The organism is Bradyrhizobium sp. Unk1 (assembly GCF_059512345.1).
Genome location: NZ_JCAMOP010000002.1, coordinates 392,827 through 405,876, shown reverse-complemented (window position 1 = coordinate 405,876; position 13,050 = coordinate 392,827). Strand labels below are relative to the sequence as shown.

Annotated in this window: 15 protein-coding genes; 13 read left to right on the top strand and 2 right to left on the bottom strand. The window is 64.9% G+C overall.

Annotated features, from left to right (window positions below):
- Positions 1–70 precede the first annotated feature (70 nt).
- Positions 71–1,120, bottom strand: coding sequence for an ABC transporter substrate-binding protein (locus AC5ZFO_RS03935; RefSeq protein WP_282519800.1), 1,050 nt, complete (start codon positions 1,118–1,120; stop codon positions 71–73).
- Between the two features lie 227 nt (positions 1,121–1,347).
- Here AC5ZFO_RS03935 and AC5ZFO_RS03930 point away from each other — a divergent pair, with 227 nt between their 5' ends.
- From AC5ZFO_RS03930 to AC5ZFO_RS03900, 7 genes are all read left to right on the top strand, one after another.
- Positions 1,348–1,722 (top strand): hypothetical protein, encoded by a 375-nt coding sequence (locus AC5ZFO_RS03930; RefSeq protein ID WP_282519801.1) that lies wholly within the window; start codon positions 1,348–1,350, stop codon positions 1,720–1,722.
- Positions 1,723–1,870: 148 nt separating this feature from the next.
- On the top strand, positions 1,871–2,275 hold the full coding sequence (hisE, locus tag AC5ZFO_RS03925) for a phosphoribosyl-ATP diphosphatase (RefSeq protein ID WP_282519802.1): 405 nt from the start codon (positions 1,871–1,873) through the stop codon (positions 2,273–2,275).
- A 133-nt stretch (positions 2,276–2,408) separates the two neighbouring features.
- Positions 2,409–3,011, top strand: a complete 603-nt coding sequence (locus AC5ZFO_RS03920; protein WP_081369120.1) for a YqaA family protein — start codon at positions 2,409–2,411, stop codon at positions 3,009–3,011.
- 122 nt (positions 3,012–3,133) lie between these two features.
- On the top strand, positions 3,134–3,673 hold the full coding sequence (locus tag AC5ZFO_RS03915; protein WP_282519803.1) for a hypothetical protein: 540 nt from the start codon (positions 3,134–3,136) through the stop codon (positions 3,671–3,673).
- A gap of 27 nt (positions 3,674–3,700) precedes the next feature.
- Entirely contained in the window at positions 3,701–5,101 is a 1,401-nt protein-coding gene (locus AC5ZFO_RS03910; protein ID WP_282519804.1) for an aspartate ammonia-lyase, read from the top strand.
- 155 nt (positions 5,102–5,256) lie between these two features.
- Complete coding sequence (locus AC5ZFO_RS03905; protein ID WP_282519805.1) at positions 5,257–6,225, top strand: NAD(P)H-dependent flavin oxidoreductase; 969 nt, start codon at positions 5,257–5,259, stop codon at positions 6,223–6,225.
- A 142-nt stretch (positions 6,226–6,367) separates the two neighbouring features.
- Positions 6,368–7,147, top strand: a complete 780-nt coding sequence (locus tag AC5ZFO_RS03900) for a thioesterase family protein (RefSeq protein ID WP_282519806.1) — start codon at positions 6,368–6,370, stop codon at positions 7,145–7,147.
- Between the two features lie 415 nt (positions 7,148–7,562).
- On the opposite strand, the gene AC5ZFO_RS03895 is transcribed toward AC5ZFO_RS03900, so the two are convergent.
- A complete protein-coding gene (locus tag AC5ZFO_RS03895) occupies positions 7,563–9,125 on the bottom strand; it encodes an AMP-binding protein (protein WP_496121424.1) in 1,563 nt (520 codons plus the stop codon).
- Between the two features lie 108 nt (positions 9,126–9,233).
- Between AC5ZFO_RS03895 and AC5ZFO_RS03890 the strand changes: the two genes are divergently transcribed.
- The 6 genes from AC5ZFO_RS03890 to AC5ZFO_RS03865 all read left to right on the top strand — a co-directional run bounded on the left by AC5ZFO_RS03890 (position 9,234) and on the right by AC5ZFO_RS03865 (position 13,048).
- Entirely contained in the window at positions 9,234–10,199 is a 966-nt protein-coding gene (locus tag AC5ZFO_RS03890; RefSeq protein WP_282519808.1) for an NAD(P)H-dependent flavin oxidoreductase, read from the top strand.
- Positions 10,200–10,367: 168 nt separating this feature from the next.
- Positions 10,368–10,616: a hypothetical protein gene (locus AC5ZFO_RS03885; protein WP_028147356.1), complete on the top strand. Its 249-nt coding sequence runs from the start codon at positions 10,368–10,370 to the stop codon at positions 10,614–10,616.
- Positions 10,617–10,747: 131 nt separating this feature from the next.
- Positions 10,748–11,455 (top strand): hypothetical protein, encoded by a 708-nt coding sequence (locus AC5ZFO_RS03880; RefSeq protein WP_063986734.1) that lies wholly within the window; start codon positions 10,748–10,750, stop codon positions 11,453–11,455.
- A gap of 87 nt (positions 11,456–11,542) precedes the next feature.
- Positions 11,543–12,220 (top strand): hypothetical protein, encoded by a 678-nt coding sequence (locus AC5ZFO_RS03875; RefSeq protein WP_282519809.1) that lies wholly within the window; start codon positions 11,543–11,545, stop codon positions 12,218–12,220.
- 130 nt (positions 12,221–12,350) lie between these two features.
- Positions 12,351–12,572: a hypothetical protein gene (locus AC5ZFO_RS03870; protein WP_282519810.1), complete on the top strand. Its 222-nt coding sequence runs from the start codon at positions 12,351–12,353 to the stop codon at positions 12,570–12,572.
- A gap of 8 nt (positions 12,573–12,580) precedes the next feature.
- Positions 12,581–13,048, top strand: coding sequence for a hypothetical protein (locus tag AC5ZFO_RS03865; RefSeq protein WP_282519811.1), 468 nt, complete (start codon positions 12,581–12,583; stop codon positions 13,046–13,048).
- Positions 13,049–13,050 lie beyond the last annotated feature (2 nt).

Below are 13,050 nucleotides of genomic sequence, written 5' to 3'. Positions count from 1 at the left end.
ACAAAACGGTGTGAGCCCATATTCTAATCAGGGATCGCCGGTGAGATACAGCGGAAGCTGCGGGTTTTGCTCAGTTGATCAGCCGTCCCGCGACCGGCGGCAGGAACCGGTCGTCGAAGATATCGCCCGCCGCCGGCCGTTTGCGGAATTTGAAATCCTGCGCGATCTGGTCGATCGAGCGGTCCAGGCGCGCCGGGTCGATGCCGCCGAGGCCGTTGCGCTTGACCTCGTCGGTCAGGATGTTGTCGATGAGCACGCTGCGCAGGCGTTCCCGCTCGAGGTCGCGGTCGCCGTCGTCGATCCGGCTCGTGGCTTCGTCCGCCGCGCGGGCCGGCTCCTTGATGGTCGCGTTGACGCCGGCGATCAATGCGCGCACGAAACCCTTCACGGCGTCGGGCTTCGCGGCGGCGAAAGCGGGGTTGGCCACCACGGCGAAGCCGTAGGCTTCGCAGCCATAGTCGGCATAGCGGAGTACCACGAGATCGCCACCGGGCACGCCGCGGTCGCGCAGGTTCACCGCCGAGAGATAGCTGAAGCCGGCGACCGCATCGACCTGGCCTGCGGAGAGGATCGGCTCGCGGACCGCGGCGCTGATCTTGTGGAATTTCACTTGTGACGCGTTGATGCCGTTCTGCTGCGCCAGCGCCGGCCACAGCCGCATCGACAGATCGCCGTCGGCGACGCCGACGGTCTTGCCGTCGAGGTCGGGCAGCAGGTGAATGCCGCGGCTCCTGCGCGCGACGATCGCGTAAGGCGCGCGATTGAACAACACGAACACGGCTTTGACCGCCGCGGCATCGTCCTTGTCGCGAAAGCGGATCAGCTCGTTGATGTCGACGAGCGCGAGCTCGCTGTCGCCCTTGGCGACGCGCGCGAGCGCCTCAGGCGATCCGGCTGCGCTATTGAAGGACACGTTGAGACGCTCGGCGCCGAAATTGCCGTCCTTCGCGGCGAGGAAGAACGGCGCCATGCTCGCATCGACGGGACGATCGAATGTGAAGTGGATCGCAGTGGACGGCGCAGCAGTCTCGGCCGCGCTGACGTCGCGCGCAGCCAGCGCGGCAAGCGAGATTGCAATGGCCAGCAGGCCGCGAAGGGCGATCGTCTTGAATGCAAACATCAGTTGCGCCGGTCCCGCATTGTTGTGGTTTCGTGACGCTCGCAGCGCCGGCCGGCGATGAGCCTGCGCGCGGCAACATGAACGGCGGATGAGCGGGGGTTGCGTCATGATCACGCAACCCCGTTCAGCTTCTGTTGGGGTTGGGGAACTCAACATGGGCTGCAGGTGTTTGAACGACATGAGCCTGTCGTCAGGCACCATTCGAGGTCCCAAGGAGGGTCCAGGACATGTTTGACAGATTTTCGGGGTTTGCCGGCCGCAAGGCCGTCCTTGCCACCGCCGCGGTGCTGGCGCTGACCGCGGTCGCCCCGACCGCCTCATACGCAGGCGGTCGCCACTGGCGCGGCGGCGGCGGCGCGGCGGCTGCCGCGGCCTTTGCCGGCATCGTCGGCACCGGGCTCGCGATCGCGGCGAGCCGTGACGCCTACGCCTATGATTACGGTCCGGGTCCGGGCTATGGCTATTACGGCGGCCCTGCCTATTACAGTGGCCCCGCCTACGGTCCTTACTACGGCCCGGGCCCGAACTACCAATATCAGCGCTATGGCGGCACGGCTCCGTCGGAGCTTTGTGGCCAGGGCTACATGCAGAACTGCTACTAGCCTTGGCTACCAAGTCCCTGGCTACCAAGTCCCTGGCTACCAAGTCTTGACCACAACGGGCCGTCGCGCTTGCCGCGGCGGCCCGTTTTTCGCTTTTATCACCGCGCGTTAACGCGCTAGCCATTGGTTTAGGGTAGTTTTGAGCACCATGAGTGATTCGCTTGAGCGGCTATATCTGGCTGTGCTCGCGGCCAGGGATCTTGATCCGGCAACATCGCGTACCGCCCGGCTGTTTCAGCGTGGGCCATCCAAAATGGCGAAGAAACTGGCCGAAGAAGCCATTGAGGTCGTCATCGACGCGGTCAATGGCGACAGCGAGGCCGTGATCCGGGAAAGCGCCGACCTGCTCTACAATCTCACGGTGCTCTGGGCCTCGGCCGGCGTGCGCCCGGAGGATGTCTGGCGCGAGATGGCGCGGCGGGAAGACATGCTCGGCATCGCCGAGAAGCTGCCGAAGTCGCCGATGAAGCTGCCCAAGGTCGCGTCACCGCGCGTCGCCGCCAGGCGGCCAATTGTCGCGCTGGAAGGGCGCGTCTCGCGCAAGCGCCACTAAAGCGCGGTGAAGCCGGAGCAAAGCGTCATCGCGCTTTAGGTTGTTGTTTGCGCGCGATCTTTCGGAAAACCGCGACACACTGTTCCAGATCACGCCAAATCGTCACAAAACTCGCGATGGACAAATCCGTCCCATGGTGCTTCATCGCGGCGCCATGCTGAAACGTATCTACGACTGGTGCATCGACGCCGCCCACAAGCCCTACGCGCTCTGGATCATGGGAGCCGTGGCTTTCGCAGAAAGCTCCTTCTTTCCGGTCCCGCCGGATGTGATGCTGATCCCGATGTCGCTAGCGCGCCCGCAGCGCGCCTGGCTCTACGCCGCGGTCTGCACCGCGACCTCGGTGGTGGGCGGTCTGCTGGGCTACGCCATCGGTGCGCTGCTGTTCGACTCGGTCGGCCATTGGCTGATCCAGGTCTATGGCCTCGGCGACAAGGTCGATGCCTTCCGCGCCTCCTATGCGGAGTGGGGCGCGGTGATCATCCTGCTCAAGGGCCTGACACCGATCCCCTACAAGCTCGTCACCATCACCTCGGGCTTTGCCGGTTACAATATCGGCCTGTTCATCCTGTGCTCGATCGTCGCGCGCGGCGGCCGCTTCTTCATCGTCGCGATCCTGCTCAACCGCTATGGCGACTGGATCCGCGTCAGGATCGAGAAGCATCTCGGTCTCTGGGTGGCGCTCGGCGCCGCCGTGCTGGTGCTCGGCTTCGTCGTCGCGGTCAAGCTGATCTAGGGAATGATCCGGACCCGAAGCGTCGCGTCAGCGCAACGCGTGAAGCGGTTCTCCGAAAAGATCATGCTTACTCGATGACCCCGCGCTTTGCCGCCGCGCCGGGTTCGGCTACGGTTGCCGTCATGATGGTTCGATCCGGCAATCCGGTCCTCCGACTGGGGACGCTGATATTTGCAGTGCTTTCGCTCCTGCTCGGTGCCGGCGGCACCGGTTGGCCGCAATCCGCGCCGCCGGCGCTCGGCTTGCAGGAGCAGGGACCGCAGAGCGCGCCGCCGCCCTCGACATCAGCACCTTCATCGCCGCCCGCGCGCGAGGAAAATCCCGGGCTGATCAACGAAATGGGCAAGCTGTTCGACAAGCTGCCCTCGATCCTGCCGCCGATCAAAAGCCCGAGCGAGACCATGAACGATCTGTCGCGGCTGGCGACGCCGTCGGCCATGGTGTCGGGGCGCATGGCCTGCCCCGCCTCGTCGAATGGCGCGCCCGACTGCAAGCAGGCCGCCGACCAGCTCTGCCAGAGCAAGGGCTACAAGGAAGGCAAGAGCCTGAACGCCGATTCCGCGGAAAAATGCTCGGCCAAGGTTCTGATCCCGGGCCGGCAACGCAAACCGGATGACTGCCGCACCGATACCTTCGTCACCAGCGCGCTGTGCCAGAACTGAGGACGTAGCGCCAGCAAAGGAGCGCCCATGAGCCGCACGGAGCAGGACTTCCTCGGACAGCGTGAGATCGCCGACGACATCTACTACGGCGTCCAGACCATCCGCGGGAAGGAGAACTTCCACATCACCGGCATTCCGATGAACCAAGAGCCTTACTTCGTGAAGGCGCTCGGTTACGTCAAGAAGGCTGCCGCGATGGCCAACCGCGACCTCGGCGCGGTCGATGCGAAAGTTGCGGACGCGATCATCCAGGGCTGCGACCGCGTCATCGCCGGCGACATGATGGATCAGTTCGTCACCGATTTCATTCAGGGCGGCGCCGGCACCTCCACCAACATGAACGCCAACGAGGTGATCGCCAATCTCGCGCTGGAATCGCTCGGCTTCGGCAAGGGCGACTACCAGCACGTCAGCCCGAACGACCATGTCAATTACGGCCAGTCGACCAACGACACCTATCCGACCGCGTTCCGGCTGGCGCTGATCCTGCGGCTCGAGAGCTACATGACGGCGCTGCGCCAGCTCCAGGAGGCCTTCTTCACCAAGGGCCGCGAGTTCGAGCGCGTCCTGAAGATGGGCCGCACGCATCTTCAGGACGCCGTGCCGATGTCGCTCGGCGCCGAATTCCGCGGTTGGGGCACCACGATCGGCGAGGAGGTCGACCGCATCTCCGAGGCGCGCGCGCTGCTGCGCGAGATCAATCTCGGCGCCACCGCGATCGGCACCTCGGTCACCGCGGCTGTCGGCTATCCAAAACTCGCGGTCCGGCATTTGAGCGCGCTGACCGGCGTCGACTTCATCCTCGCCGGTGATCTCGTCGAGGCGACCTCGGACACCGGCGCCTATGTGCAACTCTCCGGCGTGCTCAAGCGCACGGCGAGCAAGCTGACGAAAATCTGCAACGACATCCGCCTGCTGGCCTCGGGCCCGCGCGCCGGCTTCAACGAGATCAACCTGCCGCAGCTCCAGCCGGGCTCGTCGATCATGCCGGGCAAGGTCAACCCTGTCATCCCCGAGGTCGTCAACCAGACCAGCTTCCTCGTCATCGGCCTCGACACCACGGTGACGCTGGCGGCCTCGGCCGGCCAGCTTCAGCTCAACGTGATGGAGCCGGTAATCTCGTTCGCGCTGTTCTTCTCGATCCGCACCATGGAGCGCGCGGTCAACAGCCTGCGTGAGAACTGTGTCGTCGGCATCACCGCCAACGAGGAGCACACCCGCAACATGGTGCTGAACTCGCTCGGCATCGTTACGGTGCTGAAGCCGCTTCTCGGCTACAAGCAATGCGCCGAGATCGCGCGCGAGGGCTACAAGAGCGGCAAGTCGCTGCACCAGATCGTGGTGGTCGAGCGCAAGCTGCTGACGCAGGAGAAATGGGACGAGATGTTCTCGTTCGAGCGGCTGATCAATCCGGATCTGATTGGGTGATGCCGCCCGCATTTGCGCAGCGAATTCCGCATGTTGGAATTGCGGTAACGGCATCCGCCACGGCGTCAAAACGCAATACTTGACAGTGGAAAGATTGCCTTGTTGGTATGGCCTCCAGCTTTCGATTTGCTCGCCACCAAAGGATCGTTTCGCCTATGTCCATGCCTGCCTTGTTCAAGGGACGCCTGTCGATCCCCGTGATCGGTTCGCCGCTCTTCATCATCTCGGTGCCCGATCTCGTGATCGCGCAGTGCAAGGCCGGTGTGGTCGGCTCGTTTCCGTCGCTGAACGCGCGGCCGCCGGAGCTGCTCGACGAATGGCTGGCGCGGATCACCGAAGAGCTCGCGGCCTATGACCGCGCGCATCCCGACAAGCCGTCGGCGCCGTTCGCGGTGAACCAGATCGTGCACAAGTCGAACAACCGGCTCGATCACGACATGCAGCTCTGCGCCAAGTACAAGGTGCCGATGATCATCTCGTCGCTCGGCGCGCGCGAGGAGCTCAATCAGGCGGTGCACGGCTGGGGCGGCATCGTCTTCCACGACGTGATCAACCAGAAGTTCGCCCACAAGGCGATCGAGAAGGGCGCCGACGGCCTGATCCTGGTTGCGGCCGGCGCCGGCGGCCATGCCGGCACGATCTCGCCGCTGGCCTTCGTTGCAGAGACGCGAAAATGGTTCGACGGCCCGATCGCGCTGTCGGGCGCCATCGGCAACGGCAGGGCGATCCGCGCCGCGCGCATCCTCGGCGCCGACTTCGCCTATATCGGCTCGGCCTTCATTGCGACCAAGGAAGCCAACGCGGTCGAGAACTACAAGGAGATGATCGCGGGCTCGACGGCCGACGACATCGTCTACTCCAACCTCTTCACCGGCGTGCACGGCAACTATCTGAAACCTTCGATCCTCGCGGCCGGCATGGATCCGGAAAACCTGCCGACGTCCGATCCGTCCAAGATGAACTTCGGGACGGATGCCTCCGGCGAGCGCGCCAAGCCGAAAGCCTGGAAGGAGATCTGGGGTTCGGGCCAGGGCATCGGCAGCGTCGACGGCATCATCCCCGCCGCCGATCTGATCGCGCGCTTCAAGAAGGAATATGACGAGGCGATCGATCCGCCGCTCTAACCGCTCTCGTGTCCCGGACACTGCAGCGTGCAACGCTGCTGCGCAGAGCCGGGACCCATCGCTGCAGCACATGGACCCCGGCTCTGCAGCGCACCGCTTACGCGTTGCGTCCGGGTAACGCCAGCCGAGATATCGTGCAAACATGACCGCCATCTATCGCGTCGACGGCAACAACGTCGTCACCAGCCCCAATGCCGCGGGCCCGTGGGACAGGCGCATGCAGCACGGCTCGGCGCCGTCTGCGCTGGTGACGTGGGCGGCGGAACGCATTCCGACGCCGGTGCCGATGAATGTTGCGCGCGTCACCATCGACTTGATGCGCCCGGTGCCGGTGGCGCCGCTCACGATCGAGAGCGAGGTTTTGCGCGAGGGGCGCAAGATCCAGCTCTGCGAGATCAAGTTGTTCGCCGACGGCGTTCAGGTCGTCGGTGCCACCGTGCTCAAGATCAAGCGGCAATCACAGCCGTTGCCGGACGACGTCAAGGAGTTGCCGGTGACGCTGCCGTCGCCCGAGGACTCGCTGGTCGAGGATGGTCATGGCGCGACCAGTCCGTTCGCAGGCATGGTCTCGATGCGCGCCGCGCGCGGCCGCTTCGGCCAGGCCGGGGCTGGCGCGATCTGGTTTCGCCTCGACCATCCGCTGGTCGAAGGCGAAGCGGTCTCGCAGGCGATGCGCGCCGTGGTCGCCGCCGACTTTTCCAACGGCGCCGCCTCGACGCTCGACTTCCGCGCCTGGACCTACATCAATGCCGACCTCACCGTGAACCTGTCGCGCCAGCCGGTCGGCGAGTGGATCTTGCTCGACGGCGAATCCTGGATCGGTCCCGACGGCGCCGGCCTCGCGATGTCGCGGCTCGCGGATCGTCTCGGCTATTTCGGCCGTGCGGTGCAGAGTCTGGTGATCGAAAAGCGGTCAGCGTGACGGCAAGCGCCGTGATCGCTCCTTGAGCCGATTGAACGGCAGACTTCCGCCGCCGCGGAAGGGATGCCCTGGTCGCGAACCTCTTCTTGTCCGGAGGTCTCTGTTCGACGCCAGCGTCCTGCCAGTTCAGCTGCCGTAGACGATCTTGATCTCCCACAGCAGGACGATGATAGCCGTGATCAACGTGATCGCGGCCAACGCACTTTCCAAGGAAGCGACTCTCATTTGATACTCCGCTTCCCAGCCCCGTCAGCGGTCTAGTTGATTCGTTGATTCGCCTGCAATTGCGCGGACGGCGTGCCTGAAAAGTCCCTTCCGAGCTGTTGTTCGCGGGTCACAGCGACCCGTAGAACCCCGGGGTCCGGTCGCGGGAATACGTGCGGTGCTGCCTGCCACAAGTTGCAGATCGGGATGACTACCCCACCATCCGGTCTCGTCCGCTCCAGAAGCCTGCGCGCAGCACCTTCTTGTCGACCTTGCCGACGCCGGTCATCGGCAGCTGCTTGACGAACTGGATCTGCTTCGGTGCATGGGCCGAGCCCTTTCGCGTCCTCACCAGATTGATCAGCTCGTCCGGATCAGGCTTTGCCCCCTCGCGCGGCACGACGATGGCGGTGACGGCCTCGCCCCATTTCTCGTCGGGAATGCCGACGACCGCGACCATCGCGACATCCGCATGCTGCGACAGCACGTCCTCGACCTCGCGCGGAAAAATGTTGAAGCCGCCGGAGACGATCATGTCCTTCTTGCGGTCGAGGATGAACATGTAGCCGCGCTCGTCCTTGCGCGCGACGTCGCCGGTGTGGACCCAGCCATTCTTCAGCGTCTCGGCGGTGATGTCGGGCCGTTTCCAGTATTCGGCCATGACATGCGGAGCGCGCACGCAGATCTCGCCGGCTTCGCCCGTCTTCACTTCCTGGTCGTTGTCGTCAAGGATCCTGACCTCGCAGGTCGAGATCGGGAAGCCGCAGGACAGGAACAGCTCCGGCGTCCTGGGATCGTGATCAGCCTTGCGCAGCACCGAAATCGGATAGCATTCGGTCTGCCCGTAAAGCTGCGAGAACACCGGCCCGATCCGCTCGATGCCCTCGACCAGCCGGCTCGGCGACATCGCGGAAGCGCCATAGAGCACGAGTTCGAGCGAGGACAGATCGGTCTTGCTCAAGGCGGGATGATCAAGCAGCACATAGATCATGGTCGGCACGAACAGCGTGAAATTGATGCGATCGCGCGCGATCGTCGCCAGCACCGCCTCGGGATCGAAGCCTTTCAGCATGTGCACGGTGCCACCGCGCATCAGGGTCGGCACGACTTTCGTGCCGGCGACATGGCTGATCGGGGCAACCGCGAGATAGTGCGGGGTGTCCGGGATCTCGAAGTCGGCGAGGATCGCGCTAGCACCCCCGGCGTTCTCGCGGTGATAGCGCAGCGCGCCCTTGGATTTGCCGGTCGTGCCGCCGGTGTAATTCAGTGTGGAGAGATCGTCGGGGCCGGCGAAGCAATGCGCGCTGGCATGGCCCTCGATCTCGATCGCCTGCGACAGGTCGACGCCATAGTCCGCCGGTCCCGTGGTGAAGACCGCCTTGAGCCGGCTCGCACTCGCGGCAAGCTCGCCGCCGCGATCGCGGAAGGTGGCGGCATCGACCACCAGCATTTCGGCCTCGGAATCCTCGAGCTGGAAGAGCTGGTCTGCCCGCGATCCCAGCGGATGCAGCCAGGTAACGCAGAGCCTGGATAATTGCGCGGCGACGCCGGCGCACCAGGTGTCGGCGCGGTTCGCGGTGAGGAAGGCGACGCGCGCGCCGGGCTGCAATCCCAACCGCATGAACACGGCCTGGATGCGTCCGATCAGGTCGATGGTGCCCTGATAGCTCAACGATCCACCGGGCCAGGCGAAAGCGGTGCGGCCGGGATAGCGCGACAATGCCCGCAGCGTCTGCGCGCAAGTCGGGGACGATGCGTGGAGCGGATCGGACATATGTTTCCCCGTTGCTTTGTCATCGGCTTTTGACGTGCCAATGTTTGCGCGTAACGCTAGCACAGGGAAGGCGGGATGGAACGACAAAGCCCGCGCAAGGAGGCGTGAGTGGCATCCGATCGACTGCAACACTTCCGTGATCGTCTCGCTCTGCCTCTGATCGCGGCGCCGATGTTTCTGGTGTCGGGCGTCGAGCTCATGGTCGCGGCCTGTCGCAATGGCGTGATCGGCAGCTTCCCCACCGTGAATTGCCGCAGCACGGAACAGCTCGAGGCGTGGCTCACGGAGATCGAAACGCGACTGCGGCAACACGAAGATCACACGGGTCGCAAGGCCGCGCCGCTTTGCCCGAACCTGATCGTGCATCGCTCCAACGCACGGCTGGAGCAGGATCTCGCCGTGCTGCTGCGACACAGACCGGAGATCGTCATCACCTCTGTTGGATCGCCCGCGCCGGTGTTGGAGCCGCTGCACCAAGCGGGCGCGCTGGTGCTGGCGGACGTGGCCTCGATCCGCCACGCCCAGCGCGCGGCGGAAGCCGGCGCCGACGGCCTTGTGCTGCTCACCGCGGGCGCAGGCGGGCAGACCGGCTGGCTCAATCCGTTCGCGTTCGTCCGCGCGGTGCGCGCGTTCTTTGACGGCATCATCGTGCTCGCCGGAGGCATCAGCGACGGCCGCGCGCTGCACGCGGCCGAAGTGCTAGGCTGCGATCTCGGCTACATGGGCACGAAGTTCATCGCGACGCGCGAGAGCATGGCGGACGAGCGCCACAAGGACATGCTGGTCGACAGCAGCGCCGACGACATCCTGCTCACCACCGCGTTCACGGGGTTGCAGACCAGCATGCTGAAGCCGTCGATCGTGGCTGCGGGCCTCGATCCCGACGATCTGCCGGCACGTGGCGCGATCGACATCGGAAAGGACATTGACGTCGACGCGCGCGAAAACCGCCCGAAACGCTGGCGCGATATCTGGAGCGGGGGACACGCGACATCGGGTGTGACCGATGTGATGGCGGTCGACGATCTCGTGGCGCGGACCCTCGCCGAATATCGCGATGCGGGCGGGCGGTAGCCGGCGTCCTTCCCCTCGCCCCGCTTGCGGAGGAGGGAGGGGCGGCGCCGTCGCTCCCGATCACAGTTAATCGAGCGCTCCTCCGCAGCCCCGTACTTAACGGCAGATTAACCAACGCCCGCCAAGAATCCCCTCACGGCCGCCAATCAGGACCGAGAGGGACAGGCGATGGACTTCGATTTTCTCAATAGCAAGACAGCCGCGACGCTGGACGAAATCCGGGTCCGCGTGGCCCATGCTCTGGCCCGTCATCCGCTGTGCCGCAACGTGCGCTTCGACATCCTCAGCGTCCCGCGCACCCGCCGGGGCGGCAATTGGACGGTGACGCTGCAATCGGTCGAGCCGCGCGCGGTCTGGGAGGCCTCGGAGATCGTCGCCGACATCCAGGATGCCTACGACCTCGCGCTAGCTGCCTGATTTCCTTGAAATTTCAGGGCATGTCGCTGTAGTCCGCGCGATTGCCGTTACGATGGCACCGTTCGGCCTTATTTACCGCCCAGTTTCCGGGCACTGCTCACGTGGACTTGAAGCTGGGCCTGGAGAGACGTTTGTCCAAAGCCATCACCATCGTTGTGCTGACCTGTTTCCTCGTCCTGGGCGCCGCCACCACCGCCATCCTCGGCCGTGACAGCGTGCCCAGCGTCAGCGCGGAGATGATCACGCAGGCCCCGCCGCCCAAGCAGCTTTCGACAAATCGCGCCGCCAAGGCCGACCGTCTGGTCCCGACTCTGGCACTGGCCTCGGCCGCGATCGATCCGGTCCAGGTCCCGGCCGACAAGCTTTCGCAGGCGCCGGTGCTGACCGAGCCGCTGCGCCAGGCTTTTGCCGCCGCGACGCCCGCCGATTTCCCGATGCCCAAGGCGAGCGTGCATGAAGCACCTGCCGCCGCAGAGGCTCCCGTCGAAGCTCCGGCCAAGCCCAAGGTCGCCGCCAAGCCGCAGCCGCAGAAAAGCTATTCGCTGCTGTCCGACGTGCAGATCGCGGGCATCAGGGATCGCCTGAAACTGTCGTCGTCGCAGGAATATTACTGGCCCTCGGTCGAGACCGCGCTGCGCAATGTCGTCCGCAAGATCTCCGCGAACAAGCTCTCCAATCCGAACGCGCCGGGTGTGCCGATCGATCCGAACTGCGACGAGGTCCAGCAGTTGAAGTCGGCCGCAATGCCGCTGCTGTTCCAGCTGCGCGAGGATCAGAAGGAAGAAGTGCGCAAGCTCGCCCGCATCATCGGGCTTGAAAAAGTCGCGCAGCAGATTTGACGCGCAAGTTCCTCCGGGAACTGCGCCCCCCATCGGGAACATCCGGCAATCGACAAACGTTGCCCGCTCCAAAGAGGGAGTGGATCAATGCGCGCCTCGACAGCTTATTTCGTCGGTGCCGGAACGATCGTTGCCGCCATCGCCATTGGTCTCGGTGGCGGCATCGTCGCCGGCAATATCATGAATCCGGTCGCGACCAAGCAGGGGCCGGACACGAGCAAGATGGCGCAGCGCGCTGAAGCGGTCAAACCCGCGACGACGGACGCGCCTTCCGAGCGCTTGCAATACCTCACCGGCTCGCAAGCCTTCGGCGCCATGGTCGCCGCGCCGGCACAGGCTGAAGCCAAATCCGCAAAGCCCGACACGCAGGCAAGTCAAGCGAACACCGAGCCGCCAGCGCCACAGCCTTCCCAGGCGGCCGCGGCCGAGCCGCCCAAGCCGGCACCGGCATCGCCTCCGCAAGTCGCAAAGCCTGCCGAGCGGCAGGCATCGACAGAGCCGCCATCCTCACCCGACAATGCCTATGCCAAGGCCAGGGATTCCGACGTGAAGCGCGCCGCGTCCGAACGGCGCCGCATGGAGCGCCGCGAGCGCTGGGCCGAGCGCCGGCACTACGACCCCCGCGAGCCGCGCGGCATGCGCGACCGCACCGATTGGGATGACGTCGCGCGCAACATCCGCGAAGATTCCGATGCGCGTGATGTCACGAGCCGGCCGCGTAGCGGCGTGCCGCAGATCAGGCTGTTCGGGCCTGACGACGATTAGCGCCCATCCTCGCCGTCGCGCACGCGATCGTGAGCGACGGTTCGTTCTGCGGACGCGCTTGCCTCGAATTTCAACTTCCAGACGATCTCCGTTCAATGCATGATTGGCGTGGCTAGCCAAAGGCCGCGTCATGGGCGTAGCGCTGTCAGCTTGGGATCGCTTCTTCGCGCCGTACCGCGAAGGCGTCACCGTGCCGGCGCCGGTTGATAGAGCCGGCATTGCCTGGCTGCTCCACTTTCTCGCGCGACATGCGCGGAATCGCGGCTTCACCGCGCTGCAATTGTCCTCGAAGGCGGACGGCGGGGCGGCCTTCTCGACTGACCTCACTCATCTCGCATTGCAAACCTTTTAGAGGTTTCCATGTCGATACATCTGTTGTGGACGTCCGCGGACAGTCTCATCGTTGCCTTTGCACTCGCATTCATCGTTCCGCAACGGCATGTGCTGCCGCTCATTCTGATGTTCGGCGCTTGCGATGCGCTGGGTTCCGCGCTCGGCGTCACGATGCCGATCGCGGGCGGGCTCGCAGCGATCCTGTTGATCGCTTGCGGCGCATCGCTGGTGGTGCGCCACCCCATCGCGCAACGTCTCTTGAATGCGCCGGGCTGGTTCTATGTGCTGCCACCGCTGCTGGCGATCGACAATCTCGTGTCGCGCACGCCTGATGCGCCGGCCGTTGCCGCACTGTCGAGCGCGATCATGGCCGGGCTCGGCTTTGTCTGCGGAGCCGTCGTGTCGAGCGGTTGGCGCGCAGGCTCGCGCGACGTACGACCGCTTGCAGCGGCTTGCCTGATTGCGGCCGGAAGCCTCCTCGCCTACAGAGCCTGACC